A 20,107-nucleotide genomic window follows, 5' to 3' on the forward strand; every position below is an offset into this window, starting at 1 on the left:
TTCTTCTATAGTTAATTTAAATTTTTACTTCTTAATTATACTATATTTTATATTCTTTAATTAATATATTAATCCCTGCTTTATTTATTAATTTAGTTCACTTGAAAGATACGCATTTATAAATGAATCAATTTCACCATCCATGACAGCCTGAACATTTGATGTTTCTTCTCCAGTTCTATGGTCTTTAACCATATTATATGGATGGAATACATATGATCTTATTTGACTTCCCCATCCCATATCTTTAAGTTCTCCTGTTAAATCTTCTATTTTTTCTTTATGTGCTCTATCTTTTAATTCAATAAGCTTTGACTTTAACATATTCATAGCAGTATCTTTGTTAGCGAATTGACTTCTTTCATTTTGACACTGAACTACTATACCAGTTGGTATATGAGTTATTCTAATTGCTGATTCAGTTTTATTAACATGCTGTCCACCAGCTCCACTTGCTCTAAATGTATCAATTTTTAAGTCATCAGGTCTTATATCTATGTCTTGATCTTTTGTAAGCTCTGGTAAAACTTCAACTGATGCAAAAGAAGTTTGTCTTTTACCATTAGCATTGTAAGGTGATATTCTAACTAATCTATGGATTCCCTTTTCTGCTTTTAAATACCCATATGCAAAATCACCTTTTACTTTTAATGTAACACTTTTTATTCCTGCTTCATCACCTTGTATTAAATCTAAAGTTTCAACAGTAAATCCTTTTTTCTCACACCATCTTGTATACATTCTTAGTAGCATTTCTGTCCAATCATTAGCATCAGTACCACCTACACCAACATGAAGTGTTAATATCACATCATTTTTATCATATTCACCTGAAAGCATTATTTCTATTCTATATTCTTCAACTAATTTATCTAATTCCTTTATTTCTGAAATTATTTCATTTATTGATTCATCATCATCTTCTTCCATAATTTCATTTAAAACTTCTATATCTTCTATTTTTCTTTCTAATAAATTAAATCTTTCTAATCTTGATTTTAAGAATTTACTTTCTTTTGTTACTTCTTCAGCTTGTTTTATATCATCCCAAAATCCTACCTCTTGCATTTTAAGATTTAATTCTTCAATTTGTTTTTCTAAAGCTTCCTTGTCAAAGTGAAGCCCTCATTTCATCTATTTTTGACTTTAAACTTGGCATTTTTCCTAATGCTTTTTCAAGCTCTATTCTCATACAAAATCACCTCTATCTTTAATCTTAAAGAGCATCGTTATGTTAAATAACGATGCCCAATATTTAAGCCCTATACTTCTCTGCCACAACAATTTTTAAATTTCTTTCCACTTCCGCATGGACAAGGTTCATTTCTTCCAACTGTTACTTCTTTTCTTACTGGTTCTTTCTTTTTAGGACTTTCTCCATCTCCACCACCAACATGAACTGCTTGTGTTTCCTTAGCAACTCTTTCTCTTTCTTCTGGTGCTTTTTCCATTTGAACGTGGAATAAATATTTAACTGTATCTACTTTTATAGCTTCAATCATTTCATCAAACATAGCACTACCTTCTACTTGATAGGCTTGAACTGGGTCTTGTTGCTTGAATGCTCTAAGTCCAATTCCTTGCTTTAAGTGATCCATATTATCTATATGATCCATCCATTTTATATCAACATTTTTAAGAAGTACAACTCTCTCTATCTCTCTAAGCTTTTCTTCTCCAAACTCAGTTTCTTTACCTTTATATATTTCTAATGCAATATTAGTAAGTTTTTCTTTTATTTCATCATTTGAAAGATTTAATAAATCATCAATAGTTACTCTATTTGCAGGAAGACATATGTCATCTAGATAAAGAATTAAATTTTTAAATTCTTTTTCATAGTTATCCTCTACTCCTGTAATATGCGCATCAACTGCATCACTTATTACTTCTTTTATCATTTCTTCAATTTGTTCTTTTAAGTTTTCTCCTTCAAGAACTTGACTTCTTTGCTTGTATATAACTTCCCTTTGCATATTCATAACATCATCATAGCCTAAAAGATTCTTTCTTATATCAAAGTTATGTCCTTCAACTTTCTTTTGAGCACTTTCTATTGATCTTGTTATTATTTTACTTTCAATTGCATCATCTTCTTCTAAGCCAAGCTTATCAACCATAGCATGAGTTTTCTCTGACATGAATATTCTCATTAAATCATCTTCTAATGAAACAAAGAATGTTGATTCCCCTATATCTCCCTGTCTACCTGAACGTCCTCTAAGCTGATTATCTATTCTTCTTGATTCATGTCTTTCAGTACCAATTATCTTAAGTCCACCAACTTCTAATGCACCTTCACCTAACTTAATATCTGTACCTCTACCAGCCATATTTGTTGCTATAGTTACTGATCCAACTTCTCCAGCATCAGCTATAATTTCTGCTTCTTGTTCATGATACTTAGCATTTAAAACTTTATGCTTAATTCCCTTTTTCTTTAAAAGAGATGATATTATTTCTGATTTTTCTATACTTGATGTACCAACAAGCACTGGTTGACCTTTTTCATGAGCCTTTTCAATTTCTTCAACTATAGCATTATATTTTCCTCTAGCTGTTTTATATACTATATCATCATTATCAACTCTTTGAACCGGTCTGTGTGTTGGAACTACTATAACATCTAATCCATAAATTTCTCTAAATTCATTTTCCTCTGTTAAAGCAGTACCTGTCATACCTGATAATTTATTATACATTCTGAAATAATTTTGGAATGTTATTGTTGCTAAAGTTTTTGACTCTCTTGCTATTTTAACTCCTTCTTTTGCTTCAATAGCTTGGTGAAGACCATCTGAATATCTTCTACCTTCCATAAGTCTTCCTGTAAATTCATCAACAATTATAACTTCTCCATCCTTAACCATATAATCCTTATCACGTTTCATTACATAGTTGGCCTTTAATGCTTGAGTTACATAATGTTGTAATTGCATATTTTCAGCATCTGCATAGTTTTCAACTTTAAATGCTTTTTCTGCTTTTTCTATACCTTCTTCTGTAAGCATAGCAGCATTTGCTTTTTCATCTATAGTATAATCTTTTTCTTCAACTAAAGTTTTTACAAAATAATCTGCAACTTTATAAAACTCTGTTGACTTTTCTCCAGCACCTGAAATTATAAGTGGTGTTCTAGCCTCATCTATAAGAATTGAATCAACCTCATCTACAATTACAAAGTTAAGTCCTCTTTGAACTCTTTCTTCTTTATAAACAACCATGTTATCTCTTAAATAATCAAATCCAAATTCATTATTAGTTCCATATGTTATATCTGCATTATATGCATCTCTTCTTTGATTATTATTTAAATCATGGACTATAACTCCTGTTGTTAATCCTAAAAATTCATAAACTTGACCCATCCACTCTCTATCTCTGGCTGCTAAGTAATCATTAACTGTAATTACATGAACACCATCTCCTGATATTGCATTTAAATATGCAGGAAGTGTAGCAACTAATGTTTTACCTTCACCAGTTTTCATCTCTGCAATTCTACCTTGATGAAGGACTATACCTCCAATTAATTGCTCTCTGTAATGCTTCATATTTAATACTCTCCATGAAGCTTCTCTAACTACAGCAAATGCTTCTGGAAGTAAATCATCTAGTGATTCACCATTTTTATATCTTTCCTTGAATTCTTCTGTTTTTCCTCTAAGTTCTTCATCGCTTAATGCTCCCATCGCTGAATCTAAACTTTCTATCTTATCAACTAATGGTTTTATTCTCTTTACTTCTCTTTCACTATATGAGCCAAATAAGGCTTTAAATATTCCCATATATTCATCCTTTCAAACACTATAAATAATTATTAGTATTTTTCTATTTACATATTAGTATACATTTATAAATTATACCATTTTTACTTAATGTATTTCAACTTTCTAACAATTATTGATATTTTAAAATTAAAAAGCTCTATAAAGAAGTATAACCTTCTTTATAGAGTCCATATTTAGCTTATTAAATTTTGTATTTTACTTATAATCTGGTTCTAATAATCCATAATCTCCATCTTTTCTCTTATATAATACGCTTATTTCATTAGTTTCAGCATCTTTATAAACGAAGAAATTATGTCCTATAAGCTCCATTTGCAAAATAGCTTCTTCAACATCCATTGGCTTAACAGCAAATTTCTTTGTTTTTACAACTTTACCTTGATGTTCATCTTCTTGAGCATCTGCTGCAAGCTCTGAGAATTTTAATGAATTATTATGCTTTCTTGCAAGTTTAGTTCTTTGCTTTCTTATTTGTCTTTCTAACTTCTCTTCTACCTTATCTATTGATTTATACATATCTTCTGTCATTTCTTCAGCCCTAAGTAATATTCCGTTGAAAGGAATAGCTACTTCTATTCTATGTCTGTTCTTTTGAACTGATAATGTAGCCTTAGCATTTACATCACTTTCAAAATACTTATCAAGCTTTGAAACCTTCTTTTCTACCATATCTTTTAAAGCAGGAGTCAATTCAATGTTTTTTGTTACAACTGTTACTTTCATACGTCCAGCTCCTCTCAATACATTTAAGTTCAATTAGAAGACTTAAAATATTTATTTATTTTATATATTTATTTTACTACTTTTCTTATGTAAAGACAAGTTAGTTTTCTGAATTTACTGAAAATTATTTTTATTTATATTTTATCATAATTACCAAATTTTAAATAAAAAAATAATCCATATTAAAATGATACAAATTATCACTTTAATATGGATTATTTTTAGTAAAGTTAGCTGACCTGGTTTTTGCCCCCACACTCGCCTACTGGAGATTTCGCTACCCGGAATTAACCTCTCACTACTAACCCTCTCAAGTTAAAACTTGGTAGGACTTACTTCTATACCGCACCATGCTCACTAGAACTTTGTCTAGCTTATGTGGATCGTTTTGCCTGCGACTGGCATCGACTTTCAACCACAGACCTAACTTTACATTATTATTATATACGACTTTTAGCAATAGTCAATATTTTTATTTCACTAGCTCCACTTTCTTTTAAAACCTTTATTCCCTCTTGTATAGTTGCGCCAGTTGTAATTACATCATCTATTAAAACAAATTTCTTTCCTTCTACATACTTTTTATCTTTTACTTTAAAGGAATTTTTTATATTTTCTTTTCTCTCATTTTTACTCAATTCTTTTTGAATTTTTGTATCTTTACACTTTATTATTGTTTCTTTGTGTTCTAAATCTAATCTTTTAGATAATTTCTTAGCTATATATTCACATTGATTAAATCCTCTTTTTTTCATAGATTCTTTTCCAATAGGTATATAAGTTAATATATAATCTTTATCTATGTTTTTTATTTTAGACTCTAACATATGGACTAATATATCTCCCGCTAAAAAATCTTTCTTGAACTTAAACAAGTGTATTAAATCTTTAAGAGCTCCTTTATAGTATCCATAATACTCATCTTCTGTGCAACAATGTATTGTCTTTACGCATTCATTACATATTCCATCTGCTTCTATTTCATTACATACAATACATTTATAAGGACTTTCAAATATTATATCTAGTATACTTTCTTTTAAATAATCTAATAACTTAAATATTCTTCTTCCCATAATTTTTTGTTAAACTCCCTAGTTATTTTTCTAGACATTTCAATTTCTTCACTTTCTTCTCTACAAACTAATATAACTTCTGAGAATTTATCTTTCTTTAAAGAAACCTTGCCACACATAAATAATATTTTTTTGTAATCTATATTTTTATCATCAGCACAAATAACTATTATTGCATTTATATTTGATGAATCTAATATTTCTTCAATATTGTTTGTTATTAGAAATGTTGACTTATCTCTTAAATTTAATACATTACTTTTTAATTTTTTATCGGAACCTTTTAATATTCTGGCTCCTTTTAAGGTTACCTTTTTTGTATAATATTCATAAACCATATCTAATTCTTCCTTGTATGGAACATATATGGCAACATTTTTATTATTATTTTTAAACCAAAGTATATATTCATATAAAATATATGGTATATCATATCTTAAATCTATTCTTGTTGATATAACTCTAGGTTCTCTTAATATTTCTTCATCATTTATATACATAAAATCGGAATTATTATAATTTATACTAGAATATAATATTATTTTTTTTGAATGTTTTTTTAACCTTTCATATAAAGTATCAAAATTGTTTTTTGTTATATTTAAATAATTACTTATATCATCTATTATTATAAGATCATATTTTTTGTTTAGATTATATAAAAATTTCAAATTCATAAATACTAAATTTTTATTTTCTAAATCATCTCTTGTAAATGTATAATAATGTTCTTTTTTATTTATATATGATAATAAGTCCTTATCTACTCTATCTCCTCCAAATAAATATAATACTTTATTTTTTTTTAATATAGCTTCTCTTATTACATCATATAAAACTTTATTTCCATGTAGTGGCTTATTTATTAAGGTTAATAATTCATTATCATTATTTAAAAAACTTATTATATTTTTTTTATTGAAACTAATCTCTCCCTTAGCTACCTTAGCCACATTAACCACCTTCTAATTATCATTTTCTATAATATCATTAGCTATTATGTCTTTTATTCTATGATTAAGAGCTGAATATCTCTCCATACTTTTTGTATTGCTTACCATAAATTTAAGTCCTTTTGGCATACCAACAACAACTACAAGTTCTTTTGCCCTTGTTATTCCAGTATATAAAAGATTTCTATTCATAAGAACAGGTGAACCCATAAATGAAGGTAATATTACTACTTTAAACTCACTTCCCTGACTTTTATGAATTGTTATAGCATAAGCTAGTTCTAATTCATCTAAATACACATAATCGTATTTAACTCTTCTCTCATCATCAAATACTACAGTTATTACTTTTTCTTCTTCATCTATTGACTGAATAAAGCCCATATCACCATTAAATACTCCAACACCTTCTGGTTCTCCTTCTCCTGATATTCTAGTCCATTTTAAGGAATAATTATTCTTAATTTGCATAACTTTATCCCCTTCTCTGAATATCATTTCCTTAACTTTCTTTTCTTTCTTATAATCTGCCTCAGGATTTAATATTGATTGTATCTTTTCATTTAAATTATTTACTCCAAGAGTTCCCTTTCTCATAGGTGTAAGTACTTGTATATCCTTTAATTTATCCCATTTATCGTTAAACTTAGGTAATCTTCTATTTATTAAATCAATTATTGTATTTAATATAGCTTCTGCACTTTCTTCCCTTATAAAGTAAAAATCATTTCCCTTTTTATTAAGATAAGGCATCTCCCCATTATTAATTCTATGTGCATTTACTGTAATTAGACTTTCAGAACCTTGTCTAAATATTTCTTTTAATCTAACAACTTTTATAAGCTCACTATTTATTAAATCTCTTAATACATTTCCAGGTCCTACTGATGGTAGTTGATCAACATCTCCAACAATTATTATTCTAGTTCCAAGTTTTATCGCTTTTAATAAATTATACATTAACATTACATCAATCATAGATGCTTCATCTATAATTATTACATCAGCTTGAAGAGGATCTGACTCTCCTTTTACAAATACAGACTTTTCTTCTTCTCTTTCATCCTGAACTCCCATATCAAGCAGCCTATGTATCGTTTTAGCTTCTCTTCCAGTAGATTCACTCATTCTCTTAGCCGCTCTTCCTGTTGGTGCTCCAAGAAGAACTTTCATTCCATTTTTTTCATATATATCCAATATACATTTTATAATTGTTGTTTTACCTGTACCTGGACCACCAGTTATAATTTCTATTCCTTCTGAAAATGCTGCAATTATAGCTTCCTTTTGAGATTTAGCAAGCTCAATATTATATTTTTTCTCAAAAAGTTCTATTTCATGCTCAACATCAGTATTTATAGTTCTAAAATTTTCTATACCAAGCGTAACTATTTTATTAGTTATTCCAAGTTCACAATAATAATAAGGCAATGTAAATACTGCCTCTTCTTCATTTATCTTTTCTGCTATAATTCTATTTTCAAGAACAGAATTATATATATTTTCTTCTACTATATCTTCTTTAACTACTAATGTATCACAAGCATCTTTTATCAACTTATCTTTTGGCATATAAGTGTTACCAGCAGCACAAAATTTATTTATTACATATTCTATTCCACTTTTAACTCTAAATGGAGATTCAGCTTCTACACCTAAGTTCATAGCGATTTTATCTGCTGTTTTAAAACCTATTCCTGATATTTCTTTACATAATATGTACGGATTATCTGAAACTATTTTTTTAGCATCTATACCAAACTTCTTGTATATTTTTATGCATTGATTATTTGTTACTCCATGCGCTTGAAAAAACATTATTATATCTTTTAAATCTTTTTGTTCTATATATGATTCGTATATAATTCTAAATTTCTTTTGTCCTATACCTTCTATCTCCATAAGTCTTTCTATATTATTTTCTAAAACATCAAAGGTTTCTTCACCAAAATGATTAACTATCTTTTTAGCAGTTACAGGTCCTATTCCATATATTATTCCTGCACTTAAATATTTTTCTATAGCTTCTACTGATGTTGGAAGTATCTCTTCAAATTCCTCTATTTTAAATTGTTTCCCAAATTGTTTATGAACTATCCAGTCACCCTTTAATTTTACATTCTGACCTTCTTTCATAAATGGTACCGTACCAACAGCTGTTATAGTATCTTTATTCATATTTACTTTTGCAACTGTATAACCAGTATCTTCTCCTCTAAAAACAATTGCTTCAACAAATCCAACAATCTTTTCCATACCTTTTCTCCAAATCTTCAATATAAGTTATTTTTATTTTTTCCTGTATAATATATAATTATATCATAGAAAATTTAACATATATTCTATGGAATAAAAATTGAGAAATGTGGAGGTATTAATATGTTAATAAGAAATTGTAATATAATTTTCTTAGATAAAATAGAGATGGGATCAGTTTTAATAGAGAATGGTAAAATTAAAGAAATAAACCCTCAAAATGTACAAGATACGGAAATTATTGATGCTAATGGAATGTATCTTTCTCCTGGATTTATAGACGTTCACATTCATGGTGCTGGAGGATATGATACTATGGATGGAACATATGAAGCTATAAATGAAATTTCAAAAACTATTTGTAAATTTGGTACAACATCTTTTACCCCAACAACTATGACTGTTGCTATAGAAGATATAAGAAAATCAATGTCAGCTATTAAAGAAGCTAAGCTTAAGGGTACAGATGGTGCAAATGTATTAGGTGCACATCTTGAAGGTCCATTTATAAGCCCAAATGCCATTGGAGCTCAAAACCCAAACTTCTTGCAAATCCCTTCTATTGAAACATATAACAAAATGGTTGGAGATTGTGAAGATGCAGTAGTTTCTATAACAATTGCGCCTGAAGTTTCTGGTGCAAAAGAACTTATTAAATATTTAAGTGATAAAGGTGTTGTCTGCTCAATAGGTCATACAAAAGCTACTTATGAAGAGGCTGTTGAAGGTATTAAATGTGGATGTTCCCATTCTACTCACCTTTTCAATGCTATGACTCCATTTACTCATAGAGCTCCTGGAGTTGTTGGGGCAACATTTGATACTGATATTACAACTGAAACTATATCTGATGGTATTCATATATCATACCCTGCTCTTAGAGTTGCATATAAGCAAAAAGGAACTGATAAAGTTCTTTTAATAACTGATGCTATGATGGCTTGTGGTATGCCAGATGGAACTTATTCATTAGGTGGTCAAGAAGTTAAAGTTTCAGATGGTGCTGCTAGAATATTATCAGGGTCACTTGCAGGATCTATATTAACTCTTGATAAGGCTGTAAGAAATGTTTATGAAAATTCAAATTATCCATTATATGAAATTGTTAAAATGGCAACTTATAATGGTGCTAAACATTGCCATGTTGAAGATAGAAAAGGATTTATTAAAGAAGGATATGATGCTGACTTAATTCTTTTTGATGATAAAATAAATATTAAAAAAGTTATAGTAAATGGAAAAGTTGTACATGAGGCTTAATTATATAAAATAACAATTTAATTATTAAAATTAAATTATAAAAAAAAGATACTAAATTAATTTAGTATCTTTTTTTATTTAACTTTTAAGCATTTTCTTTAATAGGTCTTTTTAATATAGCTAATAAAATCATTCCTACTATTGAACCTACAACTAGTGCTATTAAGTATCCTAATGGATTTCCTATAACAGGTACTACGAATATTCCACCATGTGGTGCTCTAAGTGAACAACCAAACATCATTGAAAGTCCTCCTGCAACTGCTGACCCAACAACACAAGCTGGTATAACTCTTAATGGATCTGAAGCTGCAAATGGTATTGCACCTTCTGTTATAAATGATAATCCCATTACATAGTTAGTAATACCTGATTGTCTTTCTCTTTTTGTAAATCTATTTTTGAAGAATGTAGTACATAACGCTATTGCAAGTGGTGGAACCATACCTCCAACCATTACTGCTGCCATTATATCAAATTGCCCACTAGCAAGTCCTGCTGTACCAAATACATAAGCAGCTTTATTTATAGGACCTCCCATATCAATTGCCATCATTCCTCCAAGGATTATTCCAAGTACTACTTTACTGCTTTCTCCCATAGAATTTAAAGTATTAGTTAATCCTGTATTTATAGCTGATACTGGTGGGTTTATTAAGAACATTATAATAGCACCAATTAAAAGTATTCCGAAGAATGGATATAGTAAAACTGGTTTTAAACCTTCTAAGTCTTCTGGTAATTTACTGAATACTTTCTTTAAGAATAACACTAAATATCCTGCAATAAATCCAGCAAGTAAAGCACCTAAGAAACCTGATCCACCTTCATTTGCAAGCATACCACCAACAAAACCTACTGCTAATGCTGGTCTATCTCCTATACTCATTGCAATGTATCCAGCTAATACTGGTAACATAAATCCAAATGCAATACCACCAACAGTTTTTAAGAATGCTGCAAATGGTGTATTCATACCAAAGTTTGCTGGATTTATACTATAATCATCAAATAAGAATGCTAATGCTATAAGTATACCACCACCTATAACAAATGGTAACATATGTGATACACCATTCATTAGGTGCTTATATACTCTGTGTCCAACACCTTCTTTTTCTATACTCTCATCTCCACCTTCTGATTTTTTATCAGCATGATATATTGGAGCCTTACCACTTGTTGCTTCTTCAATAAGCTCTGTAGCTTTATGAATTCCATTTGCAACTTTAGTTTTTATTAATCTTTTTCCATCAAATCTTGCCATATCAACATTTTTATCTGCTGCTACTATAATACATTCTGCATTTTCAATTTCTTCTTTTGTTAAAACATTTTTAGCTCCTCCTGAACCATTTGTTTCAACCTTTATTGAAACTCCCATTTGCTTAGCTTTTTCTTCTAAGCTTTCTGCAGCCATATAAGTATGTGCTATACCAGTTGGACATGCAGTAACTGCTAATACTCTGTATCCTTCTTCTCTATTTTCTTCCTTTTGCTCTGTTTCAAACTTTTCTTTTTCTTTGTTATCTATAAGCTTTAAATATTCTTCTTTACTTTTTGCATTTATAAGTTCATTTCTAAAATCTTCATCCATTAATATAGTTGATAATCTTGCAAGCACATCAAGGTGTAAGTTATTAGCCTCTTCTGGTGCTGCTATCATAAAGAATAATTTAGCTGGTTGCCCATCTAATGAATCAAAATCAACACCATTCTTTACAACTATTGAACTAAGTCCTGCATTTTTTACTCCTTTTGATTTACCATGAGGTATTGCTATTCCTTCACCAATACCAGTTGTACTTAATTCTTCTCTCTTAAGCACTGCTTCCTTGTAAACTTCTTTATCTAATAAGTTTCCTTCCTTATCCATAAGGTCAATTAACTTATCTAATGCTTCTTTTTTTGAAGTTACTTTTGAATCTAACTCAATTCCTTCAATTTTTAAAAGGTCTATTATACGCATAACGTTTCCTCCTTGTTTAACTTATCATTTCAAGTATTTCTTTTACTTTCTCTTTAGTTGCTAAATCTTCTGAGAATGCACTTGCACTTCCTGTTGCAATTCCATATTTCAATGCATCTTTATAATTTTGTTTCATAATATATCCAGCTGTAAATCCAGCAACCATTGAATCTCCTGCTCCAACTGAATTTTTAACTTCTCCCTTAGGAGCTTTATGTTTTAAAACTTCTCCATTTTCATTTATAAGTATTGCACCATCTCCAGCCATTGATATTAGTACATTAATCGCTCCCATATCTTGAAGTTTTTTCGCATACTTAATTATTTCTTCTTCTGAATTTATTGAAACGTTAAACATTTCTTCAAGTTCATGTTTATTTGGTTTTATTAAGAATGGTTTATATTTAAGTACATTTAATAATAAATCTTTTGTTGCATCTACTATAACCTTTATATCCTTATCATTTAAGTGCTTCATTATATTTTCATACATATCTGATGGTAAAGTATTTGGTATACTACCTGCCAAAACTAAAATATCTCCATTTTTTATTTCATCTAACTTTTTATATAAACTTTCTATTGCATATTTATCAATTTTAGGTCCTTGAGCATTTATTTCACTTTCTTCTTTGCTCTTAAGCTTAACATTTATTCTTGAATTACCTTCTTTTAATTTTATAAATTCTGCTATACATCCTGAATTTTTAACTTTCTTTTCTATTTCTTCTCCAGTAAATCCAGCTATAAATCCGAACGCCTTATTTTCTATTCCTAAATTTCCAAGAACTATTGAAACATTTATTCCTTTTCCACCTGGAAATATTGATTCTTCATAAGTTCTATTAACAACTCCTAAATTAAAATCTTTAACCTTCATTATATAATCTAATGATGGATTGAATGTCATAGTATATATCATTTTTAATTATCCTCCAATATTTCTGCATATTTCTTAAACTCTTGATGTTTAAGATTTGTTGTAATTATTGTTGCTCTATCTATTTCTGCGAATGTAACTGCTGATATGTGTTCAAACTTTGAATCATCTGCAAGTATAAAGGCTTTATTACTTCTATTTACAGCTTCTCTTTTTACTAATGCTTCTTGAATATCAGGAGTTGTAAATCCTGAGTCTTTATCAATTCCATTTGTTCCAAAAAAACCTTTAGTAAAATTATATTTCTTTAAACTATCTATAGCCTCAACTCCAATTATAGCTTCTGTGGATAATTTTAATTCTCCACCAATTATATATACCTTACACTTTTTTTGAATTAATTTCTTAGCATGTGCTATTCCATTTGTTATATATATAGCTTTATTTTCAGTTATATAATCTGTCATAAGTTCAGTTGTAGTTCCAGCATCAATATAAACAAAATCACTTTCATTTATAAGACTTGCTGCATATTTAGCTATTTTAATTTTATCATCTACGTTTAGACCTTGTCTTACAATCACTTCATCATCTCTAGTTTCATAAGTTCTAGTTATTGACTTTGCTCCACCATGAACTTTTTTAAGTTTTCTCATTTTATCTAAATGATTCAAATCTCTTCTTATTGTAGATTCAGAAGTATCTAATTCTTTAACTAATTCTGTGACTGTAATTGTATTTTTTTCTTCTAAAAGCTTTAAGATTCTTTCAAATCTTTCTTCAGATAACATTTACATCACCTCTTTGTCTATATAATACAATCATTTTCAATCAAAGTCAATCATTTTCATTCAAAATAATTCAAAGACTTTTTTTACTTTGTATACATAGTTATTTTATGGAAAATACAAATATTTATCTTATACTTAACTTATACTTTTTAAAATAAATTATTCTATAAAATAATTAAAGAAGGTGTTATATTATTATGGTTTTATGTGTAAAGTCTAATGAAAAAATTCCTAGATATTTTTGTGATAAATGCTATGATTGTCATAGTGATATTGCAGAAAGTTTATGCAAATTTAAACATAGAGGATGTTGCTTTTATTATCCCTAAGTTCAATTTATTTGATTTACAAAGAATGACTAAATCTAAAGAAGGACAATTAGTCATAAAAAGAATATTAAATAATAAAAACATAAAGATTTTTAATTATTACATCCAAGCAATTGGATATTTTGATAAAATTAACTATGAAAAATTTAAAAACCATACTAGAAGTGATTTATTTAAAGGAACAGATTTATCAATACATTTTAAAGCATGTCCTTTTGTTGAAGATGGTAAAGGATGCTCTATCCCACCTCAATTTAGAACTCCAGTTTGCAATTTCTTTTTATGTAAGGAAATTAAAAATAAACTTAAAGATAAAAATTTACTAAAAGCTTATGAGGATTCAGCTAGAGAATATTATAGATATTATGAATTTGAAAATCAAAATTTAATAGAAGTATTAGAAGAAAATGGATTAACATTAAAGAATAACCTTAAAGAATGTTTAGACTTTTTAAGAAATATAGAATGCTATAAATGTGAGTTTCCAAAATTAAAAAATTTTAATTCAGAAGATTAAAAAGATGCCAGAAATCTGGCATCTTTTTTAAATTATAATAATTTCTTTATTGCTTCTACCTTATTTAACTCTTCCCATGGAAGTTTAACATCAGTTCTTCCAAAGTGTCCATAAGCTGCTGTTTGCTTATATATTGGTCTTCTTAAATCTAAATCTCTTATTATAGCTCCTGGTCTTAAATCAAATACTTTTTCTACTATATTAACTATAGTAGCTTCATCTATTTTTCCAGTTCCAAATGTATCTACTTGAATTGATACTGGTTTTGCAACTCCAATAGCATAAGCTAATTGTATTTCTAATTTATCAGCTACTCCAGCTGCTACTAAGTTTTTAGCAACCCATCTTGCTGCATATGCTGCTGATCTATCAACTTTAGTTGCATCTTTTCCTGAGAATGCTCCACCACCGTGTCTTCCCATTCCACCGTATGTATCAACTATTATCTTTCTTCCTGTTAATCCACTATCTCCTTGTGGTCCACCAACAACAAATCTTCCAGTTGGGTTTATGAAATATCTTGTATTTTCATCTAATAATTCTGCTGGAATTACAGCATTTATAACATGTTCTTTTAAATCTGATTGAATTTGTTCTAAAGTAGCACACTCATCATGTTGAGTTGAAATTACTATAGTATCTATTCTCTTTGGCTTATCATTTTCATACTCAACTGTAACTTGAGTTTTTCCGTCTGGTCTTAAGTATGATAATGTTCCATTTTTCCTTACTTCTGTAAGTCTTCTTGAAAGTCTATGAGCCATAGCAATTGGAGTAGGCATAAATTCTTCTGTTTCATTTGTAGCATATCCAAACATCATACCTTGGTCTCCAGCACCTACTGCTTCAACTTCATCTTTTTCTCCTTGTCTTGACTCAAGTGCTTCATCAACACCCATAGCGATATCTCCTGATTGTTCATCTATAGTTGTCATTACTGAGCATGTATCACAGTCAAATCCATATTTAGCTCTATCATATCCAATTTCTCTAATTGTTTCTCTAACAACTTTAGGAATATCAACATAACAGTTAGTTGATATTTCTCCCATAACCATTACCATACCAGTAGTTGTGCATGTTTCACAAGCAACTCTAGCATGTGGATCCTTTGCTAATATAGCATCTAATACTGAATCTGAAATTTGGTCACAGATTTTATCTGGATGTCCTTCTGTAACTGATTCTGATGTAAATAATCTTCTCATTCCTTTTTCCTCCGAATTTTCTAATATTTTTACAATAAAAAAAACTCTTCGATAAGAAGAGATTGTATTCTAATCTTTCTTATCTTGTAGTATAAACTACTGGAATTAGCACCACACATAATATTTAAATATTTGTAGGTTGCTGGGCTTCATAGGGCCGTCTCCCTCCACCTCTCTTGATAAGAGCTTCTTTATTTAATTATTTTACTAATCGCAATTTTAACACATAGATTTTTAATAGTCAATATTTTTATATTGTATTATTTTAATTAAATATATAAATCCATTAAATTATATTTAAATTTAATCGATTTATACTGAACTAATTATATTATCTATATTCATTTTTAATTCATTCCAATTTTTTATAAAATTATTTAATTCATTTATTCCCTCTTCAGTTAGACTATAGTATTTTCTTTTTGCACCAACACCAGAATCCTTAATAGTTGCAGTTAAAAATCCGGATTTCTCCAATCTTAAAAGTAAAGGGTACATAGTTCCCTCTGAAGCATTATCGAACCCATATTCTTTTAAAGTTGATATTATTTCATATCCATAAGTTTCTTTCTTATATATTATAGCTAATATGCACCCTTCTAATGTTCCCTTAAGCATTTGTGTTTTTTTATTCATTTATATCAACTCTTTCTTTATCCCTCTTCTTTTTTTATATTCTTTCTCATTAATATATTCATTTAATTCATATAAAATCCCAAATGGTAATACTAAAAAATATATTTTTGTATCAATTAAATTTATTTGCGGAACTATTGTCTTAACAGTTATCATTATAGCAAATGAAATCATAGAAAATAAAATAATGAATTTTATTAATTTGTTATCTATTTTTTTAAAATTTACATCAGATTTGATTTTATAATTCTTTATAGAATCTTTTTTTATCTCTAAAAATACTAAATAGCAAATTATACTTATTATTAAATTTGAAATTAATTGATTAATTGTAAGATTATAATTTAAAGTAAACCCTTCATCTTTGAATAAAGTTATTCCTTGAGTAATTAAATAATTTATAGTAAATAAAACAGCCATGGATATTAAAAATACCTGAACTTTAAAATTATTTATTATTTTATCAAATCTACTATACTTAGATTTTATTTCGTTAATTATATTATCACAAAATTTTATATAATTATCTCCTATCAAATAATTTATATCTTTATTATCATTCTCTGACTGTATAATCATATCCCCTATTTCTATTAAAGTTTCTTCTATATCTATATCCTTTAAACCTGATAATCTCATATATATTATAATTTCTTCATATATTATTTTATCTTTCTCTCTCATTAATCGACTTAACTTATTTATTTCTTTTAAATATACACCCTTTATACTCATCTTATTCACTTCCCTTATAAAATCTATTTATAATTATATATACATTGTATTACAAGGTATATACTTTGTCAAACAAGGTACTAAGGAAAATAAAAAAAGCACTAAGAATACTCTTAGTGCTTGGTGGTGGAGGAAGGATTCGAACCTTCGAAGTCAACTGACAACAGATTTACAGTCTGCCCCCTTTGGCCACTCGGGAACTCCACCTAATTTGGAGCTGATGATCGGACTTGAACCGATAACCTGCTGATTACAAGTCAGCTGCTCTGCCAATTGAGCCACATCAGCATATTTATTTTCATCTTTAAAAGTTAATGGTGGGCACAACAGGGTTCGAACCTGTGACCCCCTGCTTGTAAGGCAGGTGCTCTCCCAGCTGAGCTATGCGCCCATAAATAAATGGTGGTGGAGGAAGGATTCGAACCTTCGAAGTCAACTGACAACAGATTTACAGTCTGCCCCCTTTGGCCACTCGGGAACTCCACCAGCTTTTAAAGTTTTAAGTCGTTTGGCTTACTCGCTCAACCGACAATAGTTAGTATATAGTTAACTCATATTTATTTCAAATTAAAAACCATGCCATTTAACAGAATTATTTTTATTTAACTTTAAAATTCTATCTTTTTCACCATTTTACTATAAAACTTATATTATACTAATTGTTCTAATAATTCTATATTTATATATGGTGAAAGTATCTCTTTTACTTCATTGTAATCCTTTTTTGTAAGCCTAAGCTTAATTATTTTAAAAGCTTCACTAACTCCTCTAAATTCATCTTCATTTTTAATACTATTTTTTATTTTTTCTCCATCAACTGTTGATATCTTTTTTGCAACAGACAATAACTTAGTTTTATCTTTTAAACTTAGACTTTCAAATATCTCATTTTTATTTACATTAAATATTTTTACGCTCGCTTCGCTTGATTTACCTTCATTGTTATGATTAATATCTTTTTTTATTTCTTCATTATAGTTTAATTTATTATCTTTCTCATTTAGTAAATTTTCTTTTTTATTTTTAATAGATTCATCACTTAATTTTGATTTATCCCCTTTATCTTTAATATTATCCTTACTAACAACATCATTCTTTTTATTGTCTTCTATATTTTTATCATTACTACCTTCCCCTACATTATTAACTCTTGATTTTTCTATATCAATAATATTATTGCTAGGAGTCCAAAAGCTAATAAAATAAATAGTCAAGGATGTTGCCATTGCTAATAAAATTGTTATTACTAATTTTTTCATATTTATGTACACCTCCTATATTAGATATTGTCCATTTTACTTTTTCTTATTCATATCTTCTATTCTATATTTCAATTTCATATATATATTTCAAGGAGGTGTATATATGGAAAAAAAGGTTCATTACAATGACCCTTTTGCTTACTATACAATTGCTCAATCTATACTAGAATGCTTCTCTGAAAATTTAGTTATTGTTTGTATAGGTACTGACAAATGTATAGGTGATTGCCTTGGGCCTTTAGTTGGAACATTATTAAAAGAAAGTATGCTACCAATTCCTGTTTATGGTTCAATTGACTCTCCAATTCATGCATTAAATATAGATAAAAAATTAAAGTCTATATTATCTGACCATCCTAACTCATACATTATAGGTATAGATGCTTGTTTAGGTGAAGAATCTTCTATAGGTGAAGTTCACATTCGAGATTTTCCTATTAGGCCTGGAAAAGGTGTAGGAAAATCATTACCTGATGTAGGTCAAAAATCCATAGTTGGTATTATAGATTCAAATGAACATGCAGATTTATTTTATAAACGCTCAATAAGACTATCATTTGTATTTGATATTGCAAAAGTTATTTCAAAAGGTATTTTACATGCTTATTATGAATACAATTATCAAGAAAAAAAAACATTATAAATACCCCTATAAAAGGGGTATTTATAATGTTACTCTATTAAAACTACTTCTTCGCGATTTACAATTTTATCTAATTTATCAATATATCCTAAAACAGAACCTGTACCTTCTGCAACAGCTTCAATTGAATTCTCTGCAACTTTAACTGAAACGCCTGTTTCTACCTCTATGAGTTTATCTAATCCTTTAAGTAATGAACCTCCACCAGTCATTAAGATTCCTTTTTCAATTATATCTGCTGATATTTCAGGTGGTGTCTTCTCAAGTACTGACTTAACGGAATCTACTATCAAATTAACTGTATCTATTAGAGATTCTCTTATTTCTGTTGAATTTAACATAATCTCATCTGGCAACCCTGTTCTTAAATTTCTACCTTTAACTGAGATTTTCTCTTCTGCAGAATTATCAAAAGCTGATCCTATTTCAATTTTAATTTGTTCTGCTGTTTTTTCACCAATCATTATTTTATATTTATTCCTTACATACTTTATAATAGCTTCATCAAACTTGTCTCCTGCGACTTTTATTGATTTTCTAACTACTACTCCGCCTAATGATATTACTGCAACATCACAAGTTCCTCCACCTATATCAACTATCATATATCCATCTGGCTTAGTTATATCAAGGCCTGCGCCTATTGCAGCTGCAAGGGGTTCTTCTATAAGATGAACATTTTTTGCACCAGTATTTCTTGCTGCGTCCATAACAGCCCTCTTTTCAACTTCTGATGCTTGTGATGGTATACATATCATAACCTTTGGCGCCATTATCTTTTTGCTTCCACAAGCTTTTCTTATTAATTCTTTTAACATTTTTTCAGTCATATCATAATCTGATATAACTCCATCTTTTAAAGGTCTAACCGCAACAATATTTCCTGGTGTTCTTCCAATCATTTTTCTTGCTTCTTCTCCAACTGCTAAAACCTTTCCATTATTTCTATTAATTGCAACAACTGAAGGCTCCTTTAATACTATACCTTTTCCTTTTACATAAACTAATACAGTTGCTGTTCCCAAATCTATCCCTAATTCACTTCCTGTTTTCCAAAACCACATTTTAAAATCCACTC

The 20,107-nt window shown here is 28.7% G+C and carries 17 protein-coding genes, 4 tRNA genes and 1 riboswitch; of the genes, 3 read left to right on the top strand and 18 right to left on the bottom strand.

Features of this window, described 5'->3' with window-relative positions; all coding sequences use genetic code 11:
- Positions 1 to 87 precede the first annotated feature (87 nt).
- The 6 genes from prfB to recD2 all read right to left on the bottom strand — a co-directional run bounded on the left by prfB (position 88) and on the right by recD2 (position 8,799).
- Positions 88 to 1,192, bottom strand: a protein-coding gene (prfB, locus tag AC4FQW_RS06805; protein ID WP_303129709.1) for a peptide chain release factor 2 whose coding sequence is annotated in 2 segments (ribosomal slippage) — positions 88 to 1,125 and positions 1,127 to 1,192 — 1,104 coding nt in all. Because the reading frame shifts where the segments join, the coding sequence is not laid out codon by codon here.
- Positions 1,193 to 1,262: 70 nt separating this feature from the next.
- On the bottom strand, positions 1,263 to 3,788 hold the full coding sequence (gene secA / locus AC4FQW_RS06810) for a preprotein translocase subunit SecA (RefSeq protein WP_491148034.1): 2,526 nt from the start codon (positions 3,786 to 3,788) through the stop codon (positions 1,263 to 1,265).
- Between the two features lie 198 nt (positions 3,789 to 3,986).
- Positions 3,987 to 4,514 (bottom strand): ribosome hibernation-promoting factor, HPF/YfiA family, encoded by a 528-nt coding sequence (hpf, locus tag AC4FQW_RS06815; protein WP_303129713.1) that lies wholly within the window; start codon positions 4,512 to 4,514, stop codon positions 3,987 to 3,989.
- A gap of 440 nt (positions 4,515 to 4,954) precedes the next feature.
- A complete protein-coding gene (locus AC4FQW_RS06820; RefSeq protein WP_491148036.1) occupies positions 4,955 to 5,590 on the bottom strand; it encodes a ComF family protein in 636 nt (211 codons plus the stop codon).
- On the bottom strand, positions 5,563 to 6,543 hold the full coding sequence (locus tag AC4FQW_RS06825; protein WP_491148038.1) for a hypothetical protein: 981 nt from the start codon (positions 6,541 to 6,543) through the stop codon (positions 5,563 to 5,565). Before AC4FQW_RS06825 ends, AC4FQW_RS06820 begins: the two co-directional genes overlap by 28 nt.
- Positions 6,544 to 6,555: 12 nt before the next feature.
- On the bottom strand, positions 6,556 to 8,799 hold the full coding sequence (gene recD2, locus AC4FQW_RS06830; protein WP_303129719.1) for an SF1B family DNA helicase RecD2: 2,244 nt from the start codon (positions 8,797 to 8,799) through the stop codon (positions 6,556 to 6,558).
- 123 nt (positions 8,800 to 8,922) lie between these two features.
- Here recD2 and nagA point away from each other — a divergent pair, with 123 nt between their 5' ends.
- The gene (nagA, locus tag AC4FQW_RS06835) at positions 8,923 to 10,059 is read left to right on the top strand and encodes an N-acetylglucosamine-6-phosphate deacetylase (protein ID WP_491148040.1); all 1,137 of its coding nucleotides are present in this window, start codon (positions 8,923 to 8,925) and stop codon (positions 10,057 to 10,059) included.
- An 85-nt stretch (positions 10,060 to 10,144) separates the two neighbouring features.
- On the opposite strand, the gene AC4FQW_RS06840 is transcribed toward nagA, so the two are convergent.
- From AC4FQW_RS06840 to AC4FQW_RS06850, 3 genes are read right to left on the bottom strand one after another with little or no spacing between them, the layout of a single operon-like run.
- Complete coding sequence (locus AC4FQW_RS06840; RefSeq protein ID WP_491148042.1) at positions 10,145 to 12,028, bottom strand: PTS fructose transporter subunit IIABC; 1,884 nt, start codon at positions 12,026 to 12,028, stop codon at positions 10,145 to 10,147.
- A 16-nt stretch (positions 12,029 to 12,044) separates the two neighbouring features.
- A complete protein-coding gene (pfkB, locus tag AC4FQW_RS06845; protein WP_491148043.1) occupies positions 12,045 to 12,950 on the bottom strand; it encodes a 1-phosphofructokinase in 906 nt (301 codons plus the stop codon).
- A 2-nt stretch (positions 12,951 to 12,952) separates the two neighbouring features.
- Positions 12,953 to 13,699, bottom strand: coding sequence for a DeoR/GlpR family DNA-binding transcription regulator (locus AC4FQW_RS06850; RefSeq protein ID WP_491148045.1), 747 nt, complete (start codon positions 13,697 to 13,699; stop codon positions 12,953 to 12,955).
- Positions 13,700 to 13,918: 219 nt separating this feature from the next.
- Between AC4FQW_RS06850 and AC4FQW_RS06855 the strand changes: the two genes are divergently transcribed.
- Positions 13,919 to 14,545, top strand: coding sequence for a hypothetical protein (locus tag AC4FQW_RS06855; protein WP_491148046.1), 627 nt, complete (start codon positions 13,919 to 13,921; stop codon positions 14,543 to 14,545).
- 32 nt (positions 14,546 to 14,577) lie between these two features.
- Here the strand turns inward: AC4FQW_RS06855 and metK are convergent, their stop codons facing one another.
- The 8 genes from metK to AC4FQW_RS06895 all read right to left on the bottom strand — a co-directional run bounded on the left by metK (position 14,578) and on the right by AC4FQW_RS06895 (position 18,383).
- Positions 14,578 to 15,753 (bottom strand): methionine adenosyltransferase, encoded by a 1,176-nt coding sequence (gene metK / locus AC4FQW_RS06860; protein ID WP_491148048.1) that lies wholly within the window; start codon positions 15,751 to 15,753, stop codon positions 14,578 to 14,580.
- Between the two features lie 76 nt (positions 15,754 to 15,829).
- Positions 15,830 to 15,939: riboswitch (SAM riboswitch) on the bottom strand.
- Between the two features lie 126 nt (positions 15,940 to 16,065).
- Positions 16,066 to 16,389 (bottom strand): PadR family transcriptional regulator, encoded by a 324-nt coding sequence (locus tag AC4FQW_RS06865; RefSeq protein ID WP_491148050.1) that lies wholly within the window; start codon positions 16,387 to 16,389, stop codon positions 16,066 to 16,068.
- Complete coding sequence (locus tag AC4FQW_RS06870; RefSeq protein ID WP_491148052.1) at positions 16,390 to 17,124, bottom strand: hypothetical protein; 735 nt, start codon at positions 17,122 to 17,124, stop codon at positions 16,390 to 16,392. It abuts the gene before it with no gap.
- Positions 17,125 to 17,245: 121 nt separating this feature from the next.
- Positions 17,246 to 17,331: transfer RNA gene (locus AC4FQW_RS06875), tRNA-Tyr, on the bottom strand.
- A 5-nt stretch (positions 17,332 to 17,336) separates the two neighbouring features.
- Positions 17,337 to 17,412, bottom strand: a tRNA-Thr gene (locus AC4FQW_RS06880).
- A gap of 27 nt (positions 17,413 to 17,439) precedes the next feature.
- Positions 17,440 to 17,515 (bottom strand) — tRNA-Val (locus tag AC4FQW_RS06885).
- Between the two features lie 9 nt (positions 17,516 to 17,524).
- A tRNA-Tyr gene (locus AC4FQW_RS06890) sits at positions 17,525 to 17,610 on the bottom strand.
- 164 nt (positions 17,611 to 17,774) lie between these two features.
- On the bottom strand, positions 17,775 to 18,383 hold the full coding sequence (locus tag AC4FQW_RS06895; protein WP_491148054.1) for a hypothetical protein: 609 nt from the start codon (positions 18,381 to 18,383) through the stop codon (positions 17,775 to 17,777).
- Positions 18,384 to 18,489: 106 nt separating this feature from the next.
- Between AC4FQW_RS06895 and yyaC the strand changes: the two genes are divergently transcribed.
- Positions 18,490 to 19,029, top strand: a complete 540-nt coding sequence (gene yyaC, locus AC4FQW_RS06900; RefSeq protein ID WP_303129913.1) for a spore protease YyaC — start codon at positions 18,490 to 18,492, stop codon at positions 19,027 to 19,029.
- Positions 19,030 to 19,058: 29 nt separating this feature from the next.
- Here yyaC and mreB read toward each other — a convergent pair whose 3' ends face one another.
- Positions 19,059 to 20,093, bottom strand: coding sequence for a rod shape-determining protein MreB (gene mreB, locus AC4FQW_RS06905; protein WP_303129915.1), 1,035 nt, complete (start codon positions 20,091 to 20,093; stop codon positions 19,059 to 19,061).
- Positions 20,094 to 20,107: the final 14 nt, after the last annotated feature.

Source organism: Clostridium sp. TJA085 (genome assembly GCF_058310235.1).

What these genes read in the sequence shown, in the direction of transcription:
- secA (WP_491148034.1), bottom strand. Translation starts at nt 3,788, where the DNA reads ATGGGAATATTTAAAGCCTTATTTGGCTCATATAGTGAAAGAGAAGTA.
- hpf (WP_303129713.1), bottom strand. Translation starts at nt 4,514, where the DNA reads ATGAAAGTAACAGTTGTAACAAAAAACATTGAATTGACTCCTGCTTTA.
- AC4FQW_RS06820 (WP_491148036.1), bottom strand. Translation starts at nt 5,590, where the DNA reads ATGGGAAGAAGAATATTTAAGTTATTAGATTATTTAAAAGAAAGTATA.
- recD2 (WP_303129719.1), bottom strand. Translation starts at nt 8,799, where the DNA reads ATGGAAAAGATTGTTGGATTTGTTGAAGCAATTGTTTTTAGAGGAGAA.
- nagA (WP_491148040.1), top strand. Translation starts at nt 8,923, where the DNA reads ATGTTAATAAGAAATTGTAATATAATTTTCTTAGATAAAATAGAGATG.
- AC4FQW_RS06840 (WP_491148042.1), bottom strand. Translation starts at nt 12,028, where the DNA reads ATGCGTATAATAGACCTTTTAAAAATTGAAGGAATTGAGTTAGATTCA.
- pfkB (WP_491148043.1), bottom strand. Translation starts at nt 12,950, where the DNA reads ATGATATATACTATGACATTCAATCCATCATTAGATTATATAATGAAG.
- AC4FQW_RS06850 (WP_491148045.1), bottom strand. Translation starts at nt 13,699, where the DNA reads ATGTTATCTGAAGAAAGATTTGAAAGAATCTTAAAGCTTTTAGAAGAA.
- AC4FQW_RS06855 (WP_491148046.1), top strand. Translation starts at nt 13,919, where the DNA reads ATGAAAAAATTCCTAGATATTTTTGTGATAAATGCTATGATTGTCATA.
- metK (WP_491148048.1), bottom strand. Translation starts at nt 15,753, where the DNA reads ATGAGAAGATTATTTACATCAGAATCAGTTACAGAAGGACATCCAGAT.
- AC4FQW_RS06865 (WP_491148050.1), bottom strand. Translation starts at nt 16,389, where the DNA reads ATGAATAAAAAAACACAAATGCTTAAGGGAACATTAGAAGGGTGCATA.
- AC4FQW_RS06870 (WP_491148052.1), bottom strand. Translation starts at nt 17,124, where the DNA reads ATGAGTATAAAGGGTGTATATTTAAAAGAAATAAATAAGTTAAGTCGA.
- AC4FQW_RS06895 (WP_491148054.1), bottom strand. Translation starts at nt 18,383, where the DNA reads ATGAAAAAATTAGTAATAACAATTTTATTAGCAATGGCAACATCCTTG.
- yyaC (WP_303129913.1), top strand. Translation starts at nt 18,490, where the DNA reads ATGGAAAAAAAGGTTCATTACAATGACCCTTTTGCTTACTATACAATT.
- mreB (WP_303129915.1), bottom strand. Translation starts at nt 20,093, where the DNA reads ATGTGGTTTTGGAAAACAGGAAGTGAATTAGGGATAGATTTGGGAACA.